Here is a 23,063-nt window from a genome sequence, read left to right as displayed (position 1 = left end):
GACGCCCGGGGTCCCGCTCGCGCGGCCCGGTTCAGGCACGGGCGCCCGTGTCCGCGTCCTGCTCCGCGTCGCCCTCGGGCAGGACCGACAGCCGCTGTCCGCGCAGCAGGAACCAGGCGGCGACGGCCGTCGCGAGCAGGACCAGCGAGCCCGCGACGGACGCGAGGACGAGGCCGTCGACGAACGCGGCGCGTGCCGCGTCGAGGAGTCGCGCGGCCTGTTCGGACGGCAGGCCCGCCGCCGCCTCGACGGCACCGCCCAGCGACTCGTGGGCCGCCGCCGGTGTCCCGGAGGGTCCGGTGAAGCCGCGGTAGACGCCGGTGACGACACTGCCGAGCAGGGCGATGCCGAGGGCGGCGCCGAGTTCGTAGGCCGTCTCGGAGACCGCGGAGGCGGCGCCCGCCTGCTCCTTGGGGACGCTGGAGAGGATGACGTCGGCGGTCACGGTGAACGACAGGCCCGCGCCGACGCCCACCACCAGCAGCACCGCGCCGAGGAGCGGGTAGCCGGTGTGCGGGGTCAGCACGGCGAGCGCGGCGAGGGCGAGGCCGACCGCGGCGAGTCCGCCGGCGACCGCCGCCCGCACCGAGAACCGGCGCGCGACCCGTCCGGCGACCAGACCGGCGGCCACCGCGCCCACGGCGGCGGGGAGTTCGGCGAGACCGGCCTGGAACGGCGGGCGGTCCTGCACCAGTTGCAGGTACTGCGAGAGGAAGAACACCAGCCCGGACAGTCCGAGGACGGTCAGCAGGTCGGCCAGGACAGCACCGCTGAACCCTCGGTGCGAGAACAGCCGCATGTCCAACAGCGGCTTCGGCAGGGCGAGTTGGCGCCTGACGAAGCCGTAGAGCGCGGCGGCGCCCAGCAGCCCGGTCACGAGGGCCGGCCAGGAGGCACCGTGTGCCGCCGCGTCCTTCACCGCGTACACCACGGCGATCAGGCCGACCAGGGACAGCAGCACGCTCGGCAGGTCCCAGGGGCCGGGGTCGGGGTTGCGGGACTCCGGCAGCAGCTTGATGCCGACGAGCACCAGGACGGCCATCACGGGCAGGTTGATCAGGAAGACCGAGCCCCACCAGAAGTGTTCGAGCAGCAGTCCGCCGACGACCGGTCCGACGGCCGCGCCGGCCGAGGCGGCGGCACCCCAGATGCCCACGGCGAGGCTGCGCTCGCGCGGGTCGTGGAAGATGTTGCGGATCAGGGCGAGGGTGGCCGGCATCAGGGTGGCACCCGCGACGCCGAGCAGGGCGCGCGCGAGGATCATCGACTCGGGCGACCACGCGTACGCGTTGAACACGGACAGCGCGCCGAACAGGGTGGCTCCGCCGAGCAGGATGCGCTTGCGGCCGATGCGGTCTCCGAGGCTGCCCATGGAGACGAGCAGTCCGGCGATGACGAAGGAGTAGACGTCGCCGATCCACAGCAACTGGGTGCCGGACGGGGCGAGATCCTCGCTGATGTACGGGGTGGCCAGGCCGAGGACGGTCGCGTCGACGGCCACCAGCAGCACGGCGAGCACGAGGACGGCGAGCGCGAGCCACCGGCCCGGACGGCTCTCGGCCCCGGTGGTGTGCGCCGGCCGCAGGGTGCTGGTCATGATTCCTCTCTTCTCAGTGCACCGCCGAGCAGCAGCTCGACGATCATGTGCGTGAAGTCGTTGCGGGCGACCCTGCCCTCCGACACGGCCCAGGCGGCGGAGGCCATCAGGCCGTAGAGGGCCTCGGTGAGCCAGGCCGGGCTGAGGTCGGCGCGGAACTCGCCCGCGTGCTGCCCGCGCCGGAACACCGCGGCGAACCGCTCGTCGAGACGGGTCCAGCCCGCGTGCTGCCCCGGCCCCTCGAAGAGCTGGTTCTCGCTGTAGAGGAAGGCGAGCAGCCCGGCGGCCGGTTCCAGCGCGGCCACCACCCGGCGTACCGCGTCGGCGGCGGTCCCCTCGTCGAGGCGGGCGGCGTCCAGGGCCGCCTCGCACTCGGTGATGCCGAGGTCCTCCAGGGCGCGCACCAGCGCGTCCCGTCCGGCGAACTGCCGGTGCAGCGTGGCGCGGCTGATCCCGGCCGCGCGGGCCACCTCGTCCATGGTCGCGGTGGACCGGCGGGTCAGCAGGGCGGCCGCGCTGCGCAGCACCTGGTCACGATCGACAGCCATGAGACAACGGTAACCCACATGAGACAAGTTTGTCTCAACAGAGGCACGTGTCACTCACCGTCCCGGGCCCGGGCGCGCGCCGGGACGGCTCCGCGCGGCGCGGTCAGTGCCAGGGCAGCCCGGCGCGCGTGCTCCAGTACGCGTGCGGGTCCTCGGCGAGGGCGTCGAGGCGGGCGAGCTGGTCGTCGCCGAGGTCGACGGCCGCCGCGTGCAGGTTGGAGGCGAGCTGCCCGGTGGTGGCCGCGCCGGACAGGACGACTCCCGCCCAGGGCCGGCACAGCACGAGCGCGAGGGCGACCGCGTCGCAGCCGAGCCCGGTCTCCTCGGCGACGGCCCGCAGCGCGGCCGGCGCCCGGTCCCCGGCGAGCCGGCCGTTGGCCATGCCCTCCTTGACGATGACCGTGAGCCCGGCGTCGTGGGCCTCCGCGAGGGCGGGGCCGACGGAGGTCTCCAGGGCGTTGTAGGTGGACTGCACCGTGCGGAAGAGGGGCGCGCCGTCCACGGTGACCGCGAGGGCGGCGCGGACGGTGTCGGCCTGCGCGGGCCCGCTGGTGGAGAACCCGATCGTGACGCCCGCGGCGGCGGTCTCGGCGAGACGGGCGTGCAGGTCCTTGTCGGTCAGCGCCGGGCTGTCCGGGGTCAGGGAGTGGATCTGGTAGAGGTCGAGCCGGTCGCCGAGCAGGGCGGCGCTCTCCGCGCGCTGGCGTTCGAAGGTGGCGAGGCCGTGGTCCTTGACCTCGTGCTTCTCCGCGTCGGTGGTCCAGTCGGCGGTGTAGGTGTAGCCCCACTTGCTGCCGACGACCACGTCCCGCACGTCGGGGCGGCCGGCGAGCCAGCCCGCGAGGAACTCCTCGGAGCGGCCGTAGGAGCGGGCGGCGTCGAAGTAGCGCACGCCCTGCGCGTAGGCCGCGTCCAGGAGTTCGTGGGTGCGGGCGCGCAGGGCGTCGACGCTGCGGTCGGCCGGCAGGTCCCGCTCGCGGCCGAGGTTGATGTAGCCGGGCCTGCCCACGGCGGCGAGCCCCAGTCCGAGGTGGGCGGTGGGGGTGGTGGCTGCGGCCAGCTGCGCGAAGGGCATCGCGGGCTCCGTCCGGTCGGCTGTGACGTCCCGACCAACGTAACCCGCGACGCCTCCGCGGGGCCGTACCGCCTACTTCCGGGCGTCGGCCCAGACGTGCTGCGCGGCGACGTCCGCCTTGATCTCGGCGAGCTGCACGGCGACCGCGCCGGGCGCCGTGCCGCCGCGGCCGTCGCGGGAGGCGAGGGCGCCGGCGACGTCCAGGACGGTGCGGACCTCGGGCGTCAGGTGCGCGGAGATCTTCGCGAACTGCTCGTCGGTCAGCTCGTCGAGTTCCTTGCCGTCGGCCTCGGCGACCTTCACGCACTCGCCGGCCACCTCGTGCGCGACGCGGAACGGCACGCCCTGCTTGACCAGCCACTCGGCGATGTCCGTGGCGAGGGAGAAGCCGGCCGGGGCCAGCTCCTCCATGCGCTCGCGGTTGACCGTGAGGGTCGCCATCATGCCGGTGAAGGCGGGCAGCAGGACTTCGAGCTGGTCGCAGGAGTCGAAGACCGGCTCCTTGTCCTCCTGGAGGTCGCGGTTGTACGCGAGCGGGAGGGCCTTCAGCGTCGCCATCAGGCCGGTCAGGTTGCCGATGAGGCGGCCGGACTTGCCGCGCGCCAGCTCGGCGATGTCCGGGTTCTTCTTCTGCGGCATGATCGACGACCCGGTGGAGAAGGCGTCGTGCAGGGTAACGAAGGAGAACTCCTTCGTGTTCCAGATGATGACCTCCTCCGCGATGCGGGAGAGGTTGACGCCGATCATCGCGGTGACGAAGGCGAACTCGGCGACGAAGTCCCGCGAGGCCGTGCCGTCGATGGAGTTGGCGACGCTGCCGCGCTCGAAGCCGAGGTCCTTGGCGACCGCCTCCGGGTCGAGCCCGAGGCTGCTGCCCGCGAGGGCGCCCGAGCCGTACGGGGAGACGGCGGTGCGCTCGTCCCACTGCCGCAGCCGCTCGGCGTCCCGGGACAGGGACTGCGCGTGGGCGAGGACGTGGTGGGCGAAGAGGACGGGCTGCGCGTGCTGGAGGTGGGTGCGGCCGGGCATCGCCACGTCCGGGTGCGCCTCGGCCAGGCCGATCAGCGCGTCCTGGAGATCGGCGATCAGCGCGCCGATGGTGCGGGCGTGGTCGCGCAGGTACATCCGGAACAGGGTGGCCACCTGGTCGTTGCGCGAGCGGCCGGCGCGCAGCTTGCCGCCGAGGTCCGGGCCGAGCCGCTCCAGCAGGCCGCGCTCCAGGGCGGTGTGGACGTCCTCGTCGGCGACGGTGCCGGTGAAGGCGCCGGAGGCGACGTCGGCCTCCAGGCGGTCGAGGCCGTCGATCATGCCGGTCAGCTCGTCCGCGGTGAGCAGCCCCGCCTTGTGCAGGACGCGGGCGTGCGCGCGCGAGCCCGCGATGTCGTAGGGGGCGAGCCGCCAGTCGAAGTGGACGGACGCGGACAGCTTGGCCAGGGCCTCGGCGGGACCGTCGGCGAAACGGCCGCCCCAGAGCCGGACGTCACCGCTGTTGCTGCTCACTTGCTCGCTCCTCGGGGGTGTGGATGTGCCACCGCCTCCCCACGAGGTGTGTGCGGGGAGGCGGTTGTCAGGCTAGTGCGTGCGGGACGGGGCCCGGGGCCCCGGCGGCGTCAGCCGAGGTCGCGCTTGGCGGCGATCTTCGACGACAGGCTGTAGATGTCGATGAAGCCCTTGGCCGCGGCCTGGTCGAACGAGTCGCCGGTGTCGTAGGTGGCGAGGTTGAAGTCGTACAGCGACGACTCCGAGCGCCGGCCGGTGACGACCGCGGTGCCCGCGTGCAGGGTCATCCGGATGTCGCCGGAGACGTGCTGGTTGGCCTCGGCGATGAAGCCGTCCAGGGCGCGCTTGAGGGGGGAGAACCACTGGCCGTCGTAGACCAGTTCGCCCCAGCGCTGCTCGACCTGCCGCTTGTAGCGGGCCAGTTCGCGCTCGACGGTGACGTTCTCCAGCTCCTGGTGGGCGGTGATCAGGGCGATGGCGCCCGGAGCCTCGTACACCTCGCGGGACTTGATGCCGACGAGACGGTCCTCGACCATGTCGATCCGGCCGATGCCCTGGGCGCCGGCGCGCTCGTTCAGCTGCTGGATGGCCTGGAGCACCGTGACGGGCTTGCCGTCGATCGCGACCGGGACGCCCTGCTTGAACGTGATGACGACCTCGTCGGCCTCGCGCGGCGTGGCCGGGTTCTGCGTGTACTCGTAGATGTCCTCGATCGGCGCGTTCCAGATGTCCTCCAGGAAGCCCGTCTCGACCGCGCGCCCGAAGACGTTCTGGTCGATGGAGTACGGGGACTTCTTGGTGGTGGCGATCGGGAGGTTCTTCTCCTCGCAGAACGCGATGGCCTTGTCGCGGGTCATCGCGTAGTCGCGGACCGGGGCGATGCACTTGAGGCCGGGGGCGAGGGCGACGATGCCGGCCTCGAAGCGGACCTGGTCGTTGCCCTTGCCGGTGCAGCCGTGGGCGACGGTGGAGGCGCCGTGCTTCTGGGCGGCGGCCACGAGGTGCTTGACGATCGTCGGCCGGGAGAGCGCGGAGACCAGCGGGTAGCGGTCCATGTAGAGGGCGTTGGCCTTGATCGCCGGGAGGCAGTACTCCTCGGCGAACTCGTCCTTGGCGTCGGCCACTTCGGCCTCGACCGCGCCGCACGCGAGGGCGCGCTTGCGGATGACGTCCAGGTCCTCGCCGCCCTGGCCGACGTCCACGGCAACGGCGATGACCTCGGCGCCCGTCTCCTCGGCGATCCAGCCGATGGCGACGGAGGTGTCCAGTCCGCCGGAATAGGCGAGTACGACGCGCTCGGTCACGGGTTTTCTCCCTCACAGTGCATTAGCTGACATGCATGAGTATGCAGGACTCTGCATGGTTCGTCAATTCCACCCTTCGAAACACCCGCGCCGGCCCCGGCCCGGCCCGGAACAATGGGCCGCATGGGAAAAACGTACGAGCGCATCGACGGCCGGCTCCGCGCGTTCATCGAGGCCCAGCCGCTGTTCTTCACCGCGACCGCGCCCCTGTCGGGCGACGGCACCGTCAACCTCTCCCCCAAGGGACTCACGGGCTCCTTCGCCGTCCTCGACGAACACACCGTCGCCTACCTGGACTTCGCGGGGTCCAACGCCGAGACCATCGCGCACCTGCGGGAGAACGGGCGGATCACCCTCATGTGGTGCGCGTTCCAGGGGCCGCCGAACATCGTGCGCGTCCACGGCCGGGGCGAGGCCGTCCTGCGCGACGACCCCCGCTTCGCGGCGCTGCTGGCCCGCTTCCCGGACATCGACCCGGACCCGCACGGACTGCGCGCCGTCATCGTCGTCACGGCGGACCTGGTGCGCGACAGCTGCGGCTACGCGGTCCCCCACATGACCTACGACGACGACCGCGAGCTGCACGGCAAGCGCTTCGCGCGCGAGGACGACGCCTCCCTGAGCGCGTACTTCGCCAAGAAGGACCACATCGCCACCAGCATCGACGGCCTCCCCGGGCTCCCGCTCCCGCTGCCGCCCGTGCCGGCCCCCGCGCACCCGGCACCGGGCACGCCGGACTGAACGCACCGCGCCGCGCACCGCCCGCCCGTACGGCCCACCCCGGCTGCCGGGGCCGGTGCCCGGCCGTAACGTCCGGTCCATGCACCTCGCCGCCGCCGTCGCCGTGTCCCTCGCCGCGTCCGTGTCCCTGCTCGCCCCGGCCCCGGACGGCCCGGCCCCGCTGCCCGGCCGGCTGGCCGACACCGGCGGCGGCAGCCAGCTCATCACCGCCGAGGCACCGTCCACGGGCGCGACCTCCGGCACCCTCGACTGGTGGGACCGCGTCAACGGGGCCTGGGTGAAGGCGGGTTCGGCTCCCGCGCGGTTCGGCGCCAACGGGCTCGCGGACGGCGCGACGCGCAAGCAGGGCACCAACACCACGCCCACCGGGCTCTACGACCTGCCGTACGCGTTCGGCACCGAGGCCGCGCCCGACGGCACGCGGAGCACCTACCGCCGCGTACACCAGGACTCCTGGTGGTGCCAGGACAACGACTCCCGTTCCTACAACCGGTGGACGGAACCGCGTCCCGCGGACTGCCGGGCCGCGGAGGCCGAGCACCTGGTCACCTACCCGACCCAGTACGCGCACGCGCTCGTGATCGGCTTCAACTACGACCGGCCCGTGCGCGGTCGCGGCGCCGGGATCTTCCTGCACGTCAACGGCCGTGCCGCGACGGCCGGTTGTGTGTCGGTGCCGGCCGACGCGATGCGCCGGATCCTCGCCTGGGCCGACCCCGCCCGCGCGCCGCACATCGCGATCGGCACCAGCGGCGGCGCGACGGCGCTCACCAGGTACTGACCGGGCGGCCCGCCCGGGGCGGCGGCGGGCGCACCCGACCCGGCGGGCCGTGAACGCTCCGGTGTCCCGGCCCGTATCTGTGGGCCAAGGGACCCGTCCCACCGGAGGAACCGTGACCAGCACGCTCGCAGGCGGCCGCGCCGCCCGTCGCCAGACGATGCGCCGCATCCGCCCGCGCCGCTCCCCGGCGACCCTGCTGCTGCTCGCCGTCGGCGCGGGCGCCGCCGGGGTGCTCTGGCTCTGGTGGTCGAACACCCCGGCGATCACCGGGAACGGCGGCATGATCCTGAACGCCGGCCGGATCACGGGCCTCCTCGCCGGGTACCTGATCGCGCTCGTGGTGCTCCAGATGGCCCGGGTGCCCGCGCTCGAACGGCGGGTGGGCTCCGACCGGGTCGCCCGCTGGCACGCGATGAGCGGCCGCTACACGATCAGCCTGGTCCTGGCGCACGTCCTGCTCACCATGTGGGGCTACGCCGCGCAGGCCGGCAGGGGCCCCGGCGACATCGTCGGGCAGACCGTCGACTCGGTGCGGACCCTGCCCGACCTGGGCAAGGCCGCGATCGGCACGGGCCTCCTCGTGGTCGTCGGATGCGTCTCGATCGGCCCGGTGCGGCGCCTCATGCCGTACGACACCTGGTACCACGTGCACCTGCTGACGTACGCGGCGGTGTTCCTGACGTTCTGGCACCAGCTGTCCACCGGCAACGACTTCGCGGTCGCGCCGCTCGCGAAGACCGTCTGGTACGGGCTGTACGGGGCCGTGACGGCACTGGCCCTCTGGTACCGGGTCGTCACCCCGGTGCGGCTGAACCTGCGGCACCGGATGCGCGTCGAGGCCGTCGTCGAGGAGGCGCCCGGGATCGTCTCGGTGCTGATCGGCGGCCACCGGCTGCACCGGATGGGCGCCGAGGCCGGCCAGTTCTTCCGCTGGCGGTTCCTGACCAGCGGCATGCGGTTCTCCTCCCACCCGTACTCGCTGTCCGCGGCGCCCCGCCCCGACATGCTGCGGATCACCGTGAAGGCGATCGGCGACCACAGCGCCATGCTGCGCGGGCTGCGGCCCGGCACGCGGGTGTGGGCCGAGGGTCCGTACGGGGCGCTGACGGCCGCCCGGCGCAGCCGGGGCAAGGTGCTCCTCATCGCGGGCGGCGTCGGGATCACGCCGATGCGGGCGCTGTTCGAAACGCTGCCCGGCGCGGCGGGCGACCTCACGCTGCTCTACCGCGCCAACAGCACGCAGGAGCTGGCACTTTGGGACGAGCTGGCGGAGATCGCGGACGAGCGCGGCGCCCGGCTGATGTACGCGGTGAACAGTCCCGGCGGGGAGCGGCCCGACATCTCCGCGGACACCCTGCGCCGCAAGATGCCGGACATCGACCGGCACGACGTCTTCCTGTGCGGGCCGCCCGGGTTCGCGCAGTCGGTCTACGAGGCCCTGCGCGGCGCGGGCGTTCCGGCCCGCCGCATCCATCACGAGTCGTTCGCGATGTGAGCGACGGCACCGAAGCTCGTTGGGAGTTCCGCAGATGAAGAGCCATCCACTGCGGCGCGCGGTGCTCGCCACCGCCGCCACCGTGTCCGGGATCGTGCTGCTGCTGTCGCTGAAGCCGGGGTCCGACCCGGCCTCGGCGGGTTCCGCGTCGGACGCGCGGCCGGCGCCGTCGGTGACGGCCACCGTCGAGCCGTCGGCCGCGGGCGCGGCCGAGGCGGCCGGGGTCACGACGGTGACCGGGGACGCGACGACCACCCAGTACGGGGTCGTGCAGGTCCGGCTGACCGTCCGGGACGGGCGGATCACGATGGCGCAGGCGGTGCGGGCGCCGAGCGGCGGACGCAGCGACCAGGTCAGCGCCATGGCGGTACCGAAGCTCAACCAGGAGGCGGTGGCGGCCGGTTCGGCGGACATCGACGCCGTGTCCGGCGCCACCTACACCAGCGGCGGCTACAAGAAGTCGCTCCAGTCCGCGCTGGACAGGGCGAAGGCGAGGACGGCGCCGTCCGGTGCGGCGGGAGCCACCGGGTCGCCCTCGGCGGGCGGCGGCCCGGCGAAGCCTCCGGCCGCGCGGGCCCGGACGGTGACGGGCAGGCTCGTCCAGACCGACTACGGTCCGGTCCAGGTCCGCGTCACGGTCAGCGGCGGGAGGATCACGAAGGCCGAGGCGGTGCGGACACCGACCGGCGGACGCAGCGACCAGGTCACCGCGATGGCGGTGCCGACGCTCAACAAGGAGGCGGTGGCGGCCGGTTCGGCGGACATCGACGCCGTGTCGGGCGCCACCTACACCAGCGGCGGCTACAAGAAGTCGCTCCAGTCGGCCCTGGACCAGGCCGGTGTCTGACACCGCGACCGGGCCGGCGGCACCGGCGGGGACGACGGCACGGACGCACAACGTCGCACGGCACGTCGCGGAAGTGATGGGCACCGTCTTCTCGTTCGACGTGCGCGGCGGCGAACCGCATGCCGTCCGTGCCGGGTTGAACAGGGCGGTGGCCCAACTGCGCCAGGTGGACCGGGTGTTCAGCACCTACCGCGAGGACAGCCAGATCTCCCGGCTGGCACGGGGCGAACTCGCCCTCGGCGACTGCGATCCCGAGGTCGCCGAGGTGTTCGCCCTGGGCGCGGAGGCGGAGCGGCGCAGCGACGGCTTCTTCAGCGTCCGGTACGGGGGCCCGCCCGACCCGACCGGGATCGTCAAGGGGTGGGCGACGGAACGCGCCGCGCGGCTGCTCGCCGGGACCGGGGCGGCCGGGGTGAGCGTCAACGGCGGCGGCGACGTCCAGGTGTTCGGGGCCCCCGGCGCCGGGCGGGCGTGGCGGGTCGGGGTCGCCGACCCGTTGCGGCCCGGCGGGCTCGCGGCGGTGGTGTCGGCGGCGGGTGCCGAGGGCCTGGCCGTGGCCACGTCGGGCACGGCGGAGCGCGGCGAGCACATCGGCGATCCGCGCACCGGCCGGCCCGCGGTCACCGACCTGGCGTCGGTGACCGTGGTCGCACCCTCGCTGACCTGGGCCGACTGCTGGGCGACGGCCGCCTTCGCGATGGGATCGCGGCGGGCGCGGCGGTGGCTGGAGTCGCTGCCGGACGCGGAGGCCCTGCTGATCACGGCGGACGACGAGGTCCACTGCACCCGGGGGCTGGCGGCACTGCTGGGGTGAGGCCGGGCGGCGCGGGGACGGCGGGGCGCCGTGCTCCGCCCCGCTCCGCGCGGCGGGGCCCGTACGGCGGGCGGGGGGGCGCCCCCCCCCCCGGGGGGCGGGGGGGGGGGGGGGGCGGGCGGCCCGCGGGGGGGGGGGGGGGGGCGGGCCGGGGGGGGGGGCCCGGGCCCGGGGCGGGGCCCCGGGGGCGGGGCCCCGCTTCCGCGAGCGGGCCGGACCCGGCGGGGCCGGCCGCTCAGTGGTCGTTCTGGGCCAGGCGCAGCAGGTGCTCGGCGAGGGCCTGGCCGCCGGTGGGGTCGCGGCTGATCAGCATCAGCGTGTCGTCACCGGCGATGGTGCCCAGGATGTCGTGCAGTTCCGCCTGGTCGATGGCCGACGCCAGGAACTGGGCGGCGCCCGGCGGGGTGCGCAGGACCACCAGGTTGGCGGACGCCTCGGCGGAGATCAGCAGCTCGGCGGAGAGCCGCCGCATCCGCTCCTCCTTCGCGGACTCCCCCAGCGGGGCGCGCGGGGTGCGGAAACCGCCCTCGCTGGGGACCGCGTAGATGAGGTCGCCGTCGTTGTTGCGGATCTTGACGGCGTTCAGCTCGTCGAGGTCGCGGGAGAGCGTCGCCTGGGTGACGCTCAGCCCGTCGTCCGCGAGGAGCTTCGCCAACTGGCTCTGCGAGCGCACCGGTTGGCGGTTGAGGATGTCCACGATCCTGCGGTGGCGCGCGGTGCGGGTCTGCGGCACCGCCGGTCCCGCGTATCCGCTGTCCTGGGCCTGGCTCATCGTCGCTTCATTCTCCGGATCGTCCGTCCCCGCAGGCCACGTCCAGGATGCCGGGCAGCGCCCTGAGGAAGGCGTCCACCTCGCGGTCGCCGAGGTTGAGCGGCGGCATGAGCCGTACGACCTCGGGGGCGGGCGCGTTCACCAGGAGGCCGGCGTCCTGAGCCGCGCGCTGGACCTGCGCGGCGAGCGGCTCGGTGAGCACGATACCGAGCAGCAGGCCCGCGCCCCGGACATGGGCGACGAGGGGGTGTCCCAGTGCCTCGACGCCCTCGCGCAGCTTCTCGCTCTGCCGCTTGACGTTCTCCAGCAGGCCCTCGTCCTCGATGGTGTCGAGGACGGCGAGTCCGGCGGCGCAGGCGACCGGGTTGCCGCCGAAGGTGGTGCCGTGGTGGCCGGGCCTCAGCAGGTCGGCGGCGCGGCCGAAGGCCACGGTCGCGCCGAGCGGGAGGCCGCCGCCGAGGCCCTTGGCGAGGGTGACGACGTCCGGCAGGACGCCCTCGTGGGCCTGGTACTCGAACCACTGCCCGGTGCGGCCGACGCCGGTCTGCACCTCGTCGAGGACGAGGAGGCTGCCGGTGGCGGCGGTGATGGCCCGAGCCGCCTTGAGGTAGCCGGGCGGCGGGACGACGACGCCGTTCTCGCCCTGGACCGGCTCGATGATCACGAGGGCGGTGTCCTCGGTGACCGCGGCGGCCAGTGCCTGCGCGTCGCCGTACGGGACGTGCGTGACGTCGCCGGGCAGCGGCAGGAACGGGGTCTGCTTGGCGGGCTGGCCGGTCAGGGCGAGGGCGCCCATGGTGCGGCCGTGGAAACCGCCTTCGGTGGCGACCATGTGGCTCCGCCCGGTCAGCCGGCCGATCTTGAAGGCGCCCTCGTTGGCCTCGGCGCCCGAGTTGCAGAAGTAGACCCGGCCCTCGCGGCCGAAGAGCTGGAGCAGCCGTTCGGCGAGGGCGACGGGCGGTTCGGCGATGAACAGGTTGGAGACGTGGCCGAGGGAGGCGATCTGCCGGCTCACGGCCTCGACGACGGCGGGGTGGGCGTGGCCGAGGGCGTTGACGGCGATGCCGCCCACGAAGTCGGTGTACTCCTTGCCGTCGGCGTCCCACAGCCGGGCGCCCTCGCCCCGCACGAGGGGCAGGCGCGGGGTGCCGTAGTTGTCCATGAGGGAGCCCTGCCACCGTTCGGTGAGCCGGTCGTTGCTCCGGGTTCCCTCGTCGGTACCGGTGGCGGTCATGCGGCGTCCCCCTTCTCGGGCTTCCCGGGCTTCCCGGGCCGTGCGGTGTCGTTCTGCTCGTCGGGCTCGTCGGGCTCGTCGGCGACGACCATCGTGCCGATGCCCTCGTCCGTGAAGATCTCCAGCAGGATCGAGTGCTGGACGCGGCCGTCGATGACGCGGGCGGTGCTGACGCCGTTGCGGACGGCGTGCAGGCAGCCCTCCATCTTCGGCACCATCCCGGACGACAACTCCGGGAGCAGCTTCTCCAGTTGGGAGGCGGTGAGGCGGCTGATCACCTCGTCGCTGTGCGGCCAGTCCTCGTAGAGGCCCTCGACGTCCGTGAGGACCATGAGGGTTTCGGCGCCAAGAGCAGCAGCGAGTGCCGCAGCCGCCGTATCAGCATTGACGTTGTAGACATGGTGATCGTCCTGGGAGCGGGCGACCGACGACACGACGGGGATGCGGCCGTCGGCCAGCAGCGCCTCGATCGCGCCCGTGTCGATCTCGGTGATCTCGCCGACCCGTCCGATGTCGACGAGTTCGCCGTCTATCTCGGGCCGGTGCTTGGTGGCGGTGATGGTGTGCGCGTCCTCGCCGGTGAGGCCGACGGCCAGCGGGCCGTGCTGGTTGAGCAGCCCGACCAGTTCGCGCTGGACCTGCCCGGCGAGCACCATCCGTACGACGTCCATGGCGTCCTCGGTGGTCACGCGGAGGCCGGCCTTGAACTCGCTGACGATGCCGTGCCGGTCGAGGGCGGCGCTGATCTGCGGGCCGCCGCCGTGCACGACGACGGGCTTGAGGCCGGCCTGGCGCAGGAAGACGACGTCCTGGGCGAACGCGGCCTTGAGGTCCTCGTCGACCATGGCGTTGCCGCCGAACTTGATGACGACGGTCTTGCCGTTGTGCCGGGTCAGCCAGGGCAGCGCCTCGATGAGGATGCGGGCCTTGGGCAGCGCGGTGTGCTTGCGCGTCGGAGTGCTCATGAGCTGTAGGCGCTGTTCTCGTGGACGTAGTCCGCGGTGAGGTCGTTGGTCCAGATGGTGGCGGTCTCGGTGCCGGCGGCGAGGTCGGCGACGATGTGCACCTCGCGGTAGCGCATGTCGACGAGTTCGCGGTCCTCGCCGACGCCGCCCTCGCGGCACACCCACACGCCGTTGATGGCGACGTTCAGCCGGTCCGGCTCGAACGCGGCGGCGGTGGTGCCGATGGCGGACAGCACCCGGCCCCAGTTCGGGTCCTCGCCGTGGATGGCGCACTTGAGGAGGTTGTTGCGGGCGATCGAGCGGCCCACCTCGACGGCGTCGTCCTCGGTCGCGGCGTTGACCACCTCGACCTTGATGTCCTTGCTGGCGCCCTCGGCGTCCCGGATCAGCTGCTGGCCCAGATCGTCGCAGACGGTCCGCACGGCCTCGGCGAACTCGTCGTAGTCCGGGACGGCTCCGGACGCGCCGGAGGCGAGCAGCAGCACGGTGTCGTTCGTCGACATGCAGCCGTCGGAGTCGACGCGGTCGAACGTGGTGCGGGTCGCGGCGCGCAGCGCCTTGTCGAGCGCGGCGGCGTCGAGGTCGGCGTCCGTGGTGAGGACGACGAGCATGGTGGCGAGGCCCGGCGCGAGCATGCCGGCGCCCTTGGCCATGCCGCCGACGGTCCAGCCGTCCCGGGTGACGACGGACGTCTTGTGCACGGTGTCCGTCGTCTTGATGGCCAGGGCGGCCTTCTCGCCGCCGTGCGGGGAGAGTTGGGCCGCGGCCGTGTCGACTCCCGGGAGCAGCTTGTCCATCGGGAGCAGGGTGCCGATGAGACCGGTCGAGCAGACGGCGACCTCGGCGGCGTTCAGTCCCAGCCCATCGGCGACGCGCTCGGCCGTGGCGTGCGTGTCCTGGAAGCCCTTGGGTCCCGTACAGGCGTTGGCGCCACCGGAGTTGAGGATCACGGCGGACACCTGGCCGCCGCGCAGGACCTGCTCCGACCACAGGACGGGAGCGGCCTTGACGCGGTTGGAGGTGAAGACGCCAGCGGCGGCGAGGCGGGGGCCGTTGTTGACGACGAGTGCCAGGTCCGGGTTGCCGTTCGACTTGATGCCGGCGGCGATGCCCGAGGCGGTGAAACCCTGGGCGGCGGTGACGCTCACGGTGCGACTCCGATCGTGGAAAGGCCCGTGTCCTCGGGCAGTCCGAGAGCGATGTTCATGCTCTGGACGGCACCTCCGGCGGTGCCCTTGGTCAGGTTGTCGATGGCGCTGATCGCGATGATGCGGTGCGTGTCCGGGTCGTGCGCGACCTGCACCTGAACGGCGTTGGAACCCTGGACGGAGGCGGTGGCCGGCCACTGCCCCTCGGGCAGCAGGTGCACGAACGGCTCGTCGGCGAACGCCTTCTCGTAGGCGGCGCGCACGGCCTCGCCGGTGACACCCTCGCGGGCACGGGCGCTGCACGTGGCGAGGATGCCGCGCGGCATGGGCGCGAGGGTCGGCGTGAACGACACGGAGATCCGCTCGCCGGCCGCCGCGCTGAGGTTCTGGATCATCTCCGGGGTGTGCCGGTGCACTCCGCCGACCCCGTACGGGGACATCGATCCCATCACCTCGGAGCCCAGCAGGTGCGGCTTGGCCGCCTTGCCCGCCCCGGAGGTGCCGGAGGAGGCGACGATCACGGCCTCGCTCTCCGCGAGGCCCGCCGCGTACGCGGGGAACAGCGCGAGGGAGACCGCGGTCGGGTAGCAACCGGGCACCGCGATGCGCTTGGACCCCTCCAACGCGGCGCGGGCGCCCGGCAGTTCGGGAAGACCGTAGGGCCAGGTGCCGGCGTGCGCGGAACCGTAGAAGCGCTCCCAGTCGGCCGCGTCGGCGAGCCGGAAGTCGGCGCCCATGTCGACGACGAGGACGTCCGGGCCGAGCTGCTCGGCGACCGCCGCGGACTGCCCGTGGGGCAGCGCGAGGAAGACGACGTCGTGTCCGGCGAGCACCTCGGGGGTGGTCTCGGAGAGCACCCGGCCGGCCAGTGGCAGCAGGTGCGGCTGGAGCGCGCCGAGGCGCTGCCCCGCGTTGGAGTTGCCGGTCAGGGCGCCGATCTCGATCCCGGGGTGGGTCAGGAGCAGACGCAGCAGCTCACCACCCGCGTATCCGCTCGCTCCCGCCACTGCCGCACGTACCGCCATGGAACCCTCCTCTTGGATGGCATGACTATACGTATCCATGCACTTTTATGCAATCCATGCCGGGAGGCGCGCGGCGCGGGGCGGTGGTGCCGCCGTCGTCATTGTCGCGGGTGGGAGCGCCCGTCGGCCAGGGGGCGTCCGGGCGCGGCAGGACGGGACGGGGCGGCGCAGGGGTGGGGGCGGGCGGCGCGCCGGGGAGCGCGCCGCCCGCCGCCGTGGCTCAGGCGCGGGTGACGCTGACCCCGCCGAGCAGTCCCCACGCGTCGACGCGGACGGTCGGGCCCCCGGGGACGGTCGGGCCGTCGTCCTTCACGCCGCCGAGGCGGATGCCGTGCACCTCGACGACGACGTCCGGCCGGACCTTGATGCTGACGCCGCCGATCAGGCTCAGCTTGGTGATGCGCAGTTCCGCGCCGTCGGGGATGGCGATGTCGGTGAGGTCGACGTCCGCCCCGCCGACCAGGGACGCGGTGAGCGTGCGCTCGTGCAGGGTCTCGCCCTTGAGGCGGTGGCCCCCGATGAGGCTCACCTTGATGTCGGTCTTCTGCGGGTCGCCCTTCGGCGCGTCACTCTTCGGCGCGGCGCTCTCGCCGGGCCCGCTCTGCTGCGGATCGTTTCCGCCTGGCTTCGTCATGGGACGAAGGTAGGGGCCGCGCGGGTCCCGGCCCCAGTGTCTTTGGCACACCTTTTCCCATGACGGTTGTCATGTGCCGGGGCCCGCCGGACCGACCGGTCCAACGGGCCCGGCAGGGACGGCAGTTGACCGCGCCGGAGCGTTACGCGGCGGTCCGTTCAGGACGCCGCGGGGGACGTCACCTCCGCGGGCTCCCAGGCGAAACCGTCCGGGTCGGCGAAGGAGCCGGCGTCGGCGCCCAGCACCAGCCGGTGCGAGCCCGAGCCGTCCTCGGGGACACCCGCGTCCTTGGCCAGGGCGCGACGTCCGTACAGCGCCAGTTTCACCGGGGCCGGACCGGCGCCCCCGGCGCCCTCCGGGGTCTCGAACTCGACGTACTTGCGCCCGAAGCTCTTCCCCACGGTCAGGCCGCGGCCGACGTAGAACCGCTTGCTCGCGAGCACGTCCCCGGCGCCGAGCAGGAGCACGATGTCCTCGAACCGGCGGGGCGCGGTGCCCGCGTTCTTCTTCGTCGACGTCGCGATCTTCCAGATCGTGCCGTCGGGCGCCCGCAGGACACCGCCGTACCCCCAGAACGACTTCGCGGCCGGCTTCAGGATCTCCGCCCCCGCCTCGACGCCCGCCGCGAAGTAGGCGTCCACGACGGACGGCTGCGCGACCGTGAGGGACAGCGTGAAGCCGCGGAAGCCGGCCGTCGGCTCCTGCGAAGCCCGTGCCCGTACGTGGGAGTCGACGCCGAGGGCGGTGTGGAAACGCTGGGCGGCGGCGGGGTCGGCCGCCTCGATGGTGACGTACGCGATGGAGGTCATGCGTTCCACGCTAGGCGCGCCCCTGCCGCCCGCGCTTCTCCGATCCTGACCGGTTCGCGCCCCGGCGCGGGCGGCTCAGCGCCCCGGCGCTCCGCACACCGTCCCGATCGCCGCGCGCGCCTGCTCGCGGAGCCAGGCGTGGGCGCGGTCGCCCTCGTAGCGCCGGTGCCAGGACAGGTGCACCGGGGCCGGCGGGACGTCCAGCGGCAGGGGCTGGGTGCGCAGGGCGAGGGCCGTCAGCAGCGGGCCGCTGACGAGGGCCGGAACGGCCGCCAGCGCGTCGGTGGAGCACGCCAGGTGCAGGGCGGCGGCCGCGGTGGGCACCGTGGCCACCACCCGGCGGCGCAGTCCGAGCGCGGCCAGCGCCTCGTCGACGGGGTCGCTCAGCCGGCCCCGGCGCGAGACGGTGACGTGGTGGGCGGCGGCGTAGCGGTCCACGGTGAGCGGCCCCCCGGCCAGCGGGTGGCCGCGGCGCAGCGCGACGACCAGGCGGTCCTGGCCGACGCGCTCGTGACGGTTCTCCGGCAGCGGCTCCTGCCCCCCGGCCTCCAGATCGGCCTCGCCGGGGCGGGGCTCGGGCGCGTCGGGTCCCGCCTCCGCCAGGAACCGCAGCCGCACCCCGGGGGCCTGGGTGCGCACGGCGGCCAGCAGGACCGGGCCGCAGGTCGCCGTGAGGGCGTCGCTCCAGCGCAGGGTGAAGGTGCGCTCCAGCGCCGCGAGGTCGAGGTCCCGGCGCGGCGCGAGCAGGTCCTCGGCCTGCTGCACGAGGGCGTGCACCCGCGCGTGCACTCCGAGCGCGTACGGGGTGGCCGTCATCGTGCGGCCGGTGCGCACCAGGATCTCGTCGCCGGTGGCGCGCCGGATGCGGCCGAGCGTGCGGCTCATGGCGGGCGCGGTGACGTGCAGCCGGGCGGCGGCGCCCGCGACGCTGCCCTCCTCCAGCAGCGCGTCGAGCGCGGCGAGCAGATTCAGGTCCAGGCGCATACCGGCGATGCTAGGCATGCCGGGCGTACCGGCGCCGTCGGACGCGGCCCGCGTCACCGGCTGTTCGGCGGGCACGGGACGGCCCGCGCACCCCGCCCGCGCCGACCGCGTGTCGCCCGACAGGTTGCCGCCAACCGTGCCCGCGCACGCGGCGACCGGCGAGGAGCGCCGGGGGCGCCGGCGGCTCAGTCCTCCGGCCCCCCGTACGTCCAGCGCCCCGCCAGCAGCGTCGCGTGCACCGGCATCGCGCGCAGCGCGGCCGCGTCGGCGGTGAGCGGGTCCGTGTCCACGACCGCCAGGTCGGCCCGGTCGCCGACCCGTACCAGGCGGCGGCCGCCGCACGCCGCCGTGAGCGCGTCGCGCACGGGTATCTCCTGCTCGGGGTGCCAGGACGGCCGGTCGTCCGCGCTGCGGTGCACCGCCGCCGCGATCGCGCGCCACGGGTCGAGCGGAGCGACCGGCGCGTCCGAGCCGAACTCCAGCCGGGCGCCCGCGTCCAGCAGGTCGCGGTACGGGAAGGCGCGGCCGGTGCGGCCGGCCCAGTGGCGGTCGGCGACGTCCCGGTCGTCCACCGCGTGCTCGGGCTGGACCCCGGCGGTCACCCCCAGTTCGGCGAAGCGCGGCACGTCGGCGGGGGTGAGGAGCTGGGCGTGTTCGACACGGCCGCGGCAGCGGACCTCCGCGAACGCGTCCAGGACCACCGCGTTCGCGCGGTCGCCGATGGCGTGCACGGCGGGCTCGATGCCGTGCGCGGCGGCCCGCCGCATCAGCCGGACCAGGTCGGCGGAGGGGACCAACTCCAGCCCGTGGGCGTCCTGTTGGCCGGCGAGCCCCGGGTACGGGTCGTAGCACAGCGCGGTACGGGTGTTCAGGGAACCGTCCGTGATCATCTTCAGCGGGCCCATGCGGACCAGGGGGTCGGCACCGGGCACCGGGTCGCCGGTGCGCAGGCCGCGTTCGATCGCGCTCTCCAGGTGCTGGGACCACACCGACGCCGAGACCCGTACGGCGGGCGCGGCGGCGGCCGTACGGCGGGTCCAGTTCGCGAGGTTGTCGGCGTACTCGAAGTCGGTGACGCCGGTGACACCGCGCGCGGCGGCGGCCTCGCACGCCTGCGCCACCCACCGGTCGGCGGTCTCCTCGTCGGCCTCGGGCAGCGCGGCGAGCGCCGCCATGCAGGCCTGCTCGCGCAGCAGCCCGGTGGGGTGGTCGGCGCCGATCAGGGCGAGGCACGCCGAGTTCATCCACACCGCGTGCAGGTCGGCACCGACGAGGGCGACCGGCCGGCCGGGGGCTGCCGCGTCGAGCAGGTCCCGGTGCGGGGCGTCGGGCCACAGGCCGTCACGGAAGTTGCACCCCAGGAAGATCTCGCCCGGCGGCAGGCCGGCCGTCGCGGCGGCCACGGCGTCGGCGGCCTGCCGTGCCGAGCGGGCCGCCGAGAGGTCGGTACGGCGGCGGGTGCCGGCCCACTGGGTCATGTGCACGTGGGCGTCCCGCAGGCCGGGCAGCACGGTGCGCCCGTCGAGGTCGACCACCCGCTCCCCCGTGCGCAGGGGCGGCCGTTCGGCGGCGGGGACGACGGCCGTGATCCGGCCGCCGTCCACCCGCAGCGAGACGGGCGGGCCGCCCGCGCCGAGCCGCGCGCGGGTCAGCACGAGCGGCGGGGCGGCGGGGCGGGCGGCTGCGGTCCTGGGCGCGGTGCTGGTCATGGGGCGACTCCGGCTGGTGCGCGCGGCCTCGGGGAGGCGGCGGTCGGCGTGCGGCTGGTCGGCGGTGCGGGTGCGTCCGGTGCGGGTGCGTCCGGTGCGGGCGCCCGCGGGCCGCCGGGGGTGCCGGGCCGCCCGCGTGTGTCGCGCCCCGGGCGACACTCTCACCCCGGGTGCCGCGCGCTCCAGAGGGCATCGGCCCCGTCCCGGTACCCCGGGGGTCGTGGGCGGCCCGGCGCGGATGTTAGACAGAGGGGCGGGGGCCCGGGGTCCCTCGGCGTACGGAACGGAGAGCGGACGTGAGCGACGAGTACTGGCCGGTGGCGGACACCCCGGCGTACCTGGCCGGCCGGTGGACGGTGCGGCGCACGGTGCGCGACCTGCTCGCGGGCGAGGACGGGGAGTTCTCCGGGGAGACGGTGTTCGGCCCCCTCGGCACCCCGGACCCCGCCGGGGCGCCGGACCCCGCCGGGGCGCCGGACGGCGACGGGCTGCTGCACGAGGAGTCCGGCACGTTCGTCTGGCGCGGTGTCGCCCGCCCCGCGCTGCGCACCCTGCGGTTCCTGCGGGGCCGGGAGCCCGGCACGGTGGACGTCCGGTTCGCGGACGGGCGGCCCTTCCACGACCTGGACCTCAGCACGGGCCGGCACGTCGCCGACCACCCGTGCTCGGCGGACCTGTACCGGGGCGAGTTCACCGTCCGGGACGCGGACCACTGGCGGACCGTGTGGCGGGTGGCCGGCCCGGCCAAGGACCTGCTCATGGTCACCGAGTACACGCGGGCGGGCTGACGGACCGGCCCCGCGCGACCCGGACACCAGCCGCCCGGGTCCCTAGCGGAGCACGCCCGTCTCGCCGTCCAGGCGCAGGGTCCAGCGGCCCGCCCCGCCGGTGACGGTGGCCGTCGACAGCGGCTGGACGTCGATGTTCCAGTACGCGGTCGGCGGCGCCCTGAGCACGTAGACGAGGGCGGCGCGGATCACGGCGGGTTCGGCGACGGCGACGATCCGCACCTCGGCGCCGGGCGGCCGGGTGTCGAGCCAGCCGCCGACCCGGGTGATGAACGCGAGCAGCGACTCGCCGCCGTGCGGGGCGGAGCGCGGGTCGGCCAGCCAGGCGTCCACCGCCTGCGGTTCGCGGGCCATCGCCTCGCCCAGGGTCAGCCCGCGCCAGCGCCCCATGTCGCAGTCCCGCAGGGCCGGTTGGAGGAGCGGGGCGTAGCCGAGGGCGTCCCCGGTGGTGCGGCTGCGGGGGGTCGGCGAGCAGTAGCGCAGTTCGGCGGCGGCGAGCGGGACCAGCAGGTGCGCGGCGCGCCTGACCTCCTCCCAGCCGGCCTGGTCGAGCGGGCGGTCGTCCTGGAAGCGCTCCGCGAGCAACGGGGAACTGCGCGCGGTGGCGACGAACGTGACCCGAAGTGCCATGCCGCGATCGTGTTCCGACAAAAGTGGCCAGGTCAAGGCTTGTTGACTGTGACTTGGTTGAAAGAGGAAAGCATTTGGTGAAGACCGGCGCAGGTCCTGTGCGCACCGGTCGCGGCACTCCCGTCCCAGCGCCATCGCCCGCACCGCCCGGTGTCCCCGTCCGCCCCTTCCGTCCCGCCCGCAACGCGGGACGGCGGCCGAAAGCGGCGCCCGTCCGGGCGAGTTCGGCCGGATCGGTCCGTACACGCGACGGCGACCGGCGGTGACCCAGGGTGGCCGGCGCCCGCGCTCAGCCCGGCGCCGAAGCGGTGGGCGCGGCGGTGGGCGCGGGCGCGGCCGTGCCGTAGTGGTCGGCGACGACCCGGGCCATCGCGCCGTTGCGGTCGGCGGCCACCTCCGTCGCCGCGAAGAAGACGTGCCCGCCCGCCTCGGGCACACCCCGCGCCAGTTCCAGGTGCGAGGAGAGTTCGGCGGGATCGCGCCAGGCCGCCGGCTGGCCGGCCGCACCGGCCTTGTAGAGCGCCTCGCCCAGGTACAGCGCGGTCCCGCTGCCCCGGGCGGTCCCCGCCCACCAGTCGAGCAGCTTCGCGTAGTCGGCGGGCCCGTACCCGATGTTCCAGTAGAGCTGCGGCACGACGTAGTCGATCCAGGACTCGCGCACCCACCTCCGGGTGTCCGCGTAGACGTCGTCGTAGGTCTGCACGCCCGCGCGGGAGTCGGAGCCGAGCGGGTCGGTCGCCTCGTTGCGCCACACCCCGAACGGGCTGACGCCGAAGCGGGTGCCGGGCCGCGCCTCGCGCACGCCCGTCGCGGTCCGCCGGATCAGCGCGTCGATGTTGGCGCGGCGCCAGTCGGCCCGGTTCGGGTGGCCGCCGCCGTACCGGTCGTAGGTGTCGTCGTCGTCGAAGGTCTGGCCGGGCACCGGATACGGATAGAAGTAGTCGTCGAAGTGGACGGCGTCGACCGGGTAGCGGCGCACCGCGTCGAGCATCGCCTCGACGACGAAGTCGCGGACCTCGGGCAGCCCGGGGTCGTAGTAGAGCCGCCCGCCGTACGGCACCACCCAGCCGGGGTGGGTGCGCGCGGGGTGCGAGGCCGCGAGCCGGCCGGGGTCGGCGTGGTCCGCGACCCGGAACGGGTTGAACCAGGCGTGCAGGTGCAGGCCCCGCGCGTGCGCCTCGGTGACGGCGGTGCCGAGCGGATCCCAGCCGGGGTTCCCGCCCTGCGTGCCGGTGAGGACCTGCGACCACGGTTCGTGCGGGGAGGGCCACAACGCGTCGGCGGCGGGCCGTACTTGGAGGACGACGGTGTTCAGGCGGCGGGCGACCGCCGTGTCGAGGTGGGCGATCAGCTCGGCGCGCTGGCGGTCCGCGGTCAGCCCGGGACGGGAGGGCCAGTCGCGGTTGCTCGCGGTCGCCAGCCACACTCCGCGCATCTCGGGGGCCGCGCTCCGGCCGCCGGAGCCGCCCGCCCCCGCGGCGGGAACGGAACCGGAACCGGAACGGGAGGCCCGGGGGCCGTCCGCCCCGTTCGCGGCGCAGGCCCGTACGGCCGTGACACCGCCCGCCGAGGCGAGCGCTGCGAGCGTGCCCAGTGCCGCCGTCCGCCGCGAAACGCCGCCCATACGACCGTCTCCCACGCCATGGATCCGACCGGTCACGGA

General features: G+C 74.5%; 22 protein-coding genes. 6 read left to right on the top strand and 16 right to left on the bottom strand.

The genetic code is table 11. The features are described 5' to 3' along the window. Positions 1-31 precede the first annotated feature (31 nt). The 5 genes from ACFZA0_RS19565 to ACFZA0_RS19545 all read right to left on the bottom strand — a co-directional run bounded on the left by ACFZA0_RS19565 (position 32) and on the right by ACFZA0_RS19545 (position 6,024). The gene (locus tag ACFZA0_RS19565; protein ID WP_391018211.1) at positions 32-1,597 is read right to left on the bottom strand and encodes an MFS transporter; all 1,566 of its coding nucleotides are present in this window, start codon (positions 1,595-1,597) and stop codon (positions 32-34) included. Beyond that, positions 1,594-2,145, bottom strand: a complete 552-nt coding sequence (locus ACFZA0_RS19560; RefSeq protein ID WP_391018209.1) for a TetR family transcriptional regulator — start codon at positions 2,143-2,145, stop codon at positions 1,594-1,596. The genes ACFZA0_RS19565 and ACFZA0_RS19560 overlap by 4 nt, the downstream gene beginning before the upstream one ends. Before the next feature lie 103 nt (positions 2,146-2,248). Then, on the bottom strand, positions 2,249-3,220 hold the full coding sequence (locus tag ACFZA0_RS19555) for an aldo/keto reductase (protein WP_391018206.1): 972 nt from the start codon (positions 3,218-3,220) through the stop codon (positions 2,249-2,251). A 72-nt stretch (positions 3,221-3,292) separates the two neighbouring features. Then, on the bottom strand, positions 3,293-4,720 hold the full coding sequence (argH, locus tag ACFZA0_RS19550; RefSeq protein ID WP_391018203.1) for an argininosuccinate lyase: 1,428 nt from the start codon (positions 4,718-4,720) through the stop codon (positions 3,293-3,295). A 110-nt stretch (positions 4,721-4,830) separates the two neighbouring features. Beyond that, on the bottom strand, positions 4,831-6,024 hold the full coding sequence (locus ACFZA0_RS19545; RefSeq protein WP_391018201.1) for an argininosuccinate synthase: 1,194 nt from the start codon (positions 6,022-6,024) through the stop codon (positions 4,831-4,833). A gap of 123 nt (positions 6,025-6,147) precedes the next feature. Between ACFZA0_RS19545 and ACFZA0_RS19540 the strand changes: the two genes are divergently transcribed. From ACFZA0_RS19540 to ACFZA0_RS19520, 5 genes are all read left to right on the top strand, one after another. Further along, complete coding sequence (locus tag ACFZA0_RS19540) at positions 6,148-6,765, top strand: pyridoxamine 5'-phosphate oxidase family protein (protein ID WP_391018198.1); 618 nt, start codon at positions 6,148-6,150, stop codon at positions 6,763-6,765. A 79-nt stretch (positions 6,766-6,844) separates the two neighbouring features. Continuing rightward, positions 6,845-7,546: a L,D-transpeptidase family protein gene (locus tag ACFZA0_RS19535; RefSeq protein WP_391018195.1), complete on the top strand. Its 702-nt coding sequence runs from the start codon at positions 6,845-6,847 to the stop codon at positions 7,544-7,546. Between the two features lie 112 nt (positions 7,547-7,658). Further along, positions 7,659-9,041 (top strand): ferric reductase-like transmembrane domain-containing protein, encoded by a 1,383-nt coding sequence (locus ACFZA0_RS19530; RefSeq protein WP_391018191.1) that lies wholly within the window; start codon positions 7,659-7,661, stop codon positions 9,039-9,041. Between the two features lie 34 nt (positions 9,042-9,075). Continuing rightward, complete coding sequence (locus ACFZA0_RS19525; RefSeq protein ID WP_391018188.1) at positions 9,076-9,888, top strand: FMN-binding protein; 813 nt, start codon at positions 9,076-9,078, stop codon at positions 9,886-9,888. Positions 9,889-9,964: 76 nt separating this feature from the next. Then, positions 9,965-10,702: an FAD:protein FMN transferase gene (locus tag ACFZA0_RS19520; protein WP_391018690.1), complete on the top strand. Its 738-nt coding sequence runs from the start codon at positions 9,965-9,967 to the stop codon at positions 10,700-10,702. Positions 10,703-10,937: 235 nt separating this feature from the next. On the opposite strand, the gene ACFZA0_RS19515 is transcribed toward ACFZA0_RS19520, so the two are convergent. The 9 genes from ACFZA0_RS19515 to ACFZA0_RS19475 form a co-directional block, all read right to left on the bottom strand. Next, the gene (locus ACFZA0_RS19515) at positions 10,938-11,474 is read right to left on the bottom strand and encodes an arginine repressor (protein WP_391018186.1); all 537 of its coding nucleotides are present in this window, start codon (positions 11,472-11,474) and stop codon (positions 10,938-10,940) included. A gap of 7 nt (positions 11,475-11,481) precedes the next feature. Further along, positions 11,482-12,708, bottom strand: a complete 1,227-nt coding sequence (locus tag ACFZA0_RS19510; protein ID WP_391018184.1) for an acetylornithine transaminase — start codon at positions 12,706-12,708, stop codon at positions 11,482-11,484. Continuing rightward, positions 12,705-13,673, bottom strand: a complete 969-nt coding sequence (gene argB, locus ACFZA0_RS19505; protein WP_391018181.1) for an acetylglutamate kinase — start codon at positions 13,671-13,673, stop codon at positions 12,705-12,707. The genes ACFZA0_RS19510 and argB overlap by 4 nt, the downstream gene beginning before the upstream one ends. Continuing rightward, the gene (gene argJ / locus ACFZA0_RS19500) at positions 13,670-14,821 is read right to left on the bottom strand and encodes a bifunctional glutamate N-acetyltransferase/amino-acid acetyltransferase ArgJ (RefSeq protein ID WP_391018179.1); all 1,152 of its coding nucleotides are present in this window, start codon (positions 14,819-14,821) and stop codon (positions 13,670-13,672) included. The genes argB and argJ overlap by 4 nt, the downstream gene beginning before the upstream one ends. Then, the gene (gene argC, locus ACFZA0_RS19495) at positions 14,818-15,846 is read right to left on the bottom strand and encodes an N-acetyl-gamma-glutamyl-phosphate reductase (RefSeq protein ID WP_391018176.1); all 1,029 of its coding nucleotides are present in this window, start codon (positions 15,844-15,846) and stop codon (positions 14,818-14,820) included. The genes argJ and argC overlap by 4 nt, the downstream gene beginning before the upstream one ends. Positions 15,847-16,066: 220 nt before the next feature. Next, positions 16,067-16,480 (bottom strand): hypothetical protein, encoded by a 414-nt coding sequence (locus tag ACFZA0_RS19490; protein WP_391018174.1) that lies wholly within the window; start codon positions 16,478-16,480, stop codon positions 16,067-16,069. A gap of 158 nt (positions 16,481-16,638) precedes the next feature. After that, positions 16,639-17,289, bottom strand: a complete 651-nt coding sequence (locus tag ACFZA0_RS19485) for a glyoxalase (RefSeq protein ID WP_391018171.1) — start codon at positions 17,287-17,289, stop codon at positions 16,639-16,641. A gap of 75 nt (positions 17,290-17,364) precedes the next feature. After that, positions 17,365-18,273, bottom strand: coding sequence for a LysR substrate-binding domain-containing protein (locus ACFZA0_RS19480; RefSeq protein WP_391018168.1), 909 nt, complete (start codon positions 18,271-18,273; stop codon positions 17,365-17,367). 185 nt (positions 18,274-18,458) lie between these two features. Continuing rightward, positions 18,459-19,982 carry an amidohydrolase family protein gene (locus tag ACFZA0_RS19475; RefSeq protein ID WP_391018165.1) on the bottom strand — a complete coding sequence of 508 codons (1,524 nt, stop codon included), beginning with the start codon at positions 19,980-19,982 and terminating at the stop codon, positions 18,459-18,461. Positions 19,983-20,278: 296 nt separating this feature from the next. Here ACFZA0_RS19475 and ACFZA0_RS19470 point away from each other — a divergent pair, with 296 nt between their 5' ends. Next, complete coding sequence (locus ACFZA0_RS19470; RefSeq protein WP_391018163.1) at positions 20,279-20,770, top strand: DUF6314 family protein; 492 nt, start codon at positions 20,279-20,281, stop codon at positions 20,768-20,770. Positions 20,771-20,812: 42 nt separating this feature from the next. Here the strand turns inward: ACFZA0_RS19470 and ACFZA0_RS19465 are convergent, their stop codons facing one another. Beyond that, positions 20,813-21,400 (bottom strand): histidine phosphatase family protein, encoded by a 588-nt coding sequence (locus ACFZA0_RS19465; protein WP_391018160.1) that lies wholly within the window; start codon positions 21,398-21,400, stop codon positions 20,813-20,815. Positions 21,401-21,689: 289 nt separating this feature from the next. After that, positions 21,690-23,024: a family 10 glycosylhydrolase gene (locus ACFZA0_RS19460; RefSeq protein ID WP_391018157.1), complete on the bottom strand. Its 1,335-nt coding sequence runs from the start codon at positions 23,022-23,024 to the stop codon at positions 21,690-21,692. Between the last annotated feature and the right edge of the window lie 39 nt (positions 23,025-23,063).

It is taken from the genome of Streptomyces sp. NPDC008150, from assembly GCF_042956945.1.
Classification (GTDB): domain Bacteria; phylum Actinomycetota; class Actinomycetes; order Streptomycetales; family Streptomycetaceae; genus Streptomyces.
Note: the sequence above shows the minus strand (reverse complement) of the source record. Positions and strands in the feature narration are given on the sequence as shown.

Excerpts from the sequence above, each read along its gene's own strand:
- ACFZA0_RS19565 (WP_391018211.1), bottom strand. The coding sequence starts at position 1,597 with ATGACCAGCACCCTGCGGCCGGCGCACACCACCGGGGCCGAGAGCCGT.
- ACFZA0_RS19560 (WP_391018209.1), bottom strand. The coding sequence starts at position 2,145 with ATGGCTGTCGATCGTGACCAGGTGCTGCGCAGCGCGGCCGCCCTGCTG.
- ACFZA0_RS19555 (WP_391018206.1), bottom strand. The coding sequence starts at position 3,220 with ATGCCCTTCGCGCAGCTGGCCGCAGCCACCACCCCCACCGCCCACCTC.
- ACFZA0_RS19540 (WP_391018198.1), top strand. The coding sequence starts at position 6,148 with ATGGGAAAAACGTACGAGCGCATCGACGGCCGGCTCCGCGCGTTCATC.
- ACFZA0_RS19535 (WP_391018195.1), top strand. The coding sequence starts at position 6,845 with ATGCACCTCGCCGCCGCCGTCGCCGTGTCCCTCGCCGCGTCCGTGTCC.
- ACFZA0_RS19525 (WP_391018188.1), top strand. The coding sequence starts at position 9,076 with ATGAAGAGCCATCCACTGCGGCGCGCGGTGCTCGCCACCGCCGCCACC.
- ACFZA0_RS19520 (WP_391018690.1), top strand. The coding sequence starts at position 9,965 with ATGGGCACCGTCTTCTCGTTCGACGTGCGCGGCGGCGAACCGCATGCC.
- ACFZA0_RS19515 (WP_391018186.1), bottom strand. The coding sequence starts at position 11,474 with ATGAGCCAGGCCCAGGACAGCGGATACGCGGGACCGGCGGTGCCGCAG.
- ACFZA0_RS19510 (WP_391018184.1), bottom strand. The coding sequence starts at position 12,708 with ATGACCGCCACCGGTACCGACGAGGGAACCCGGAGCAACGACCGGCTC.
- argB (WP_391018181.1), bottom strand. The coding sequence starts at position 13,673 with ATGAGCACTCCGACGCGCAAGCACACCGCGCTGCCCAAGGCCCGCATC.
- argC (WP_391018176.1), bottom strand. The coding sequence starts at position 15,846 with ATGGCGGTACGTGCGGCAGTGGCGGGAGCGAGCGGATACGCGGGTGGT.
- ACFZA0_RS19490 (WP_391018174.1), bottom strand. The coding sequence starts at position 16,480 with ATGACGAAGCCAGGCGGAAACGATCCGCAGCAGAGCGGGCCCGGCGAG.
- ACFZA0_RS19485 (WP_391018171.1), bottom strand. The coding sequence starts at position 17,289 with ATGACCTCCATCGCGTACGTCACCATCGAGGCGGCCGACCCCGCCGCC.
- ACFZA0_RS19480 (WP_391018168.1), bottom strand. The coding sequence starts at position 18,273 with ATGCGCCTGGACCTGAATCTGCTCGCCGCGCTCGACGCGCTGCTGGAG.
- ACFZA0_RS19475 (WP_391018165.1), bottom strand. The coding sequence starts at position 19,982 with ATGACCAGCACCGCGCCCAGGACCGCAGCCGCCCGCCCCGCCGCCCCG.
- ACFZA0_RS19465 (WP_391018160.1), bottom strand. The coding sequence starts at position 21,400 with ATGGCACTTCGGGTCACGTTCGTCGCCACCGCGCGCAGTTCCCCGTTG.
- ACFZA0_RS19460 (WP_391018157.1), bottom strand. The coding sequence starts at position 23,024 with ATGGGCGGCGTTTCGCGGCGGACGGCGGCACTGGGCACGCTCGCAGCG.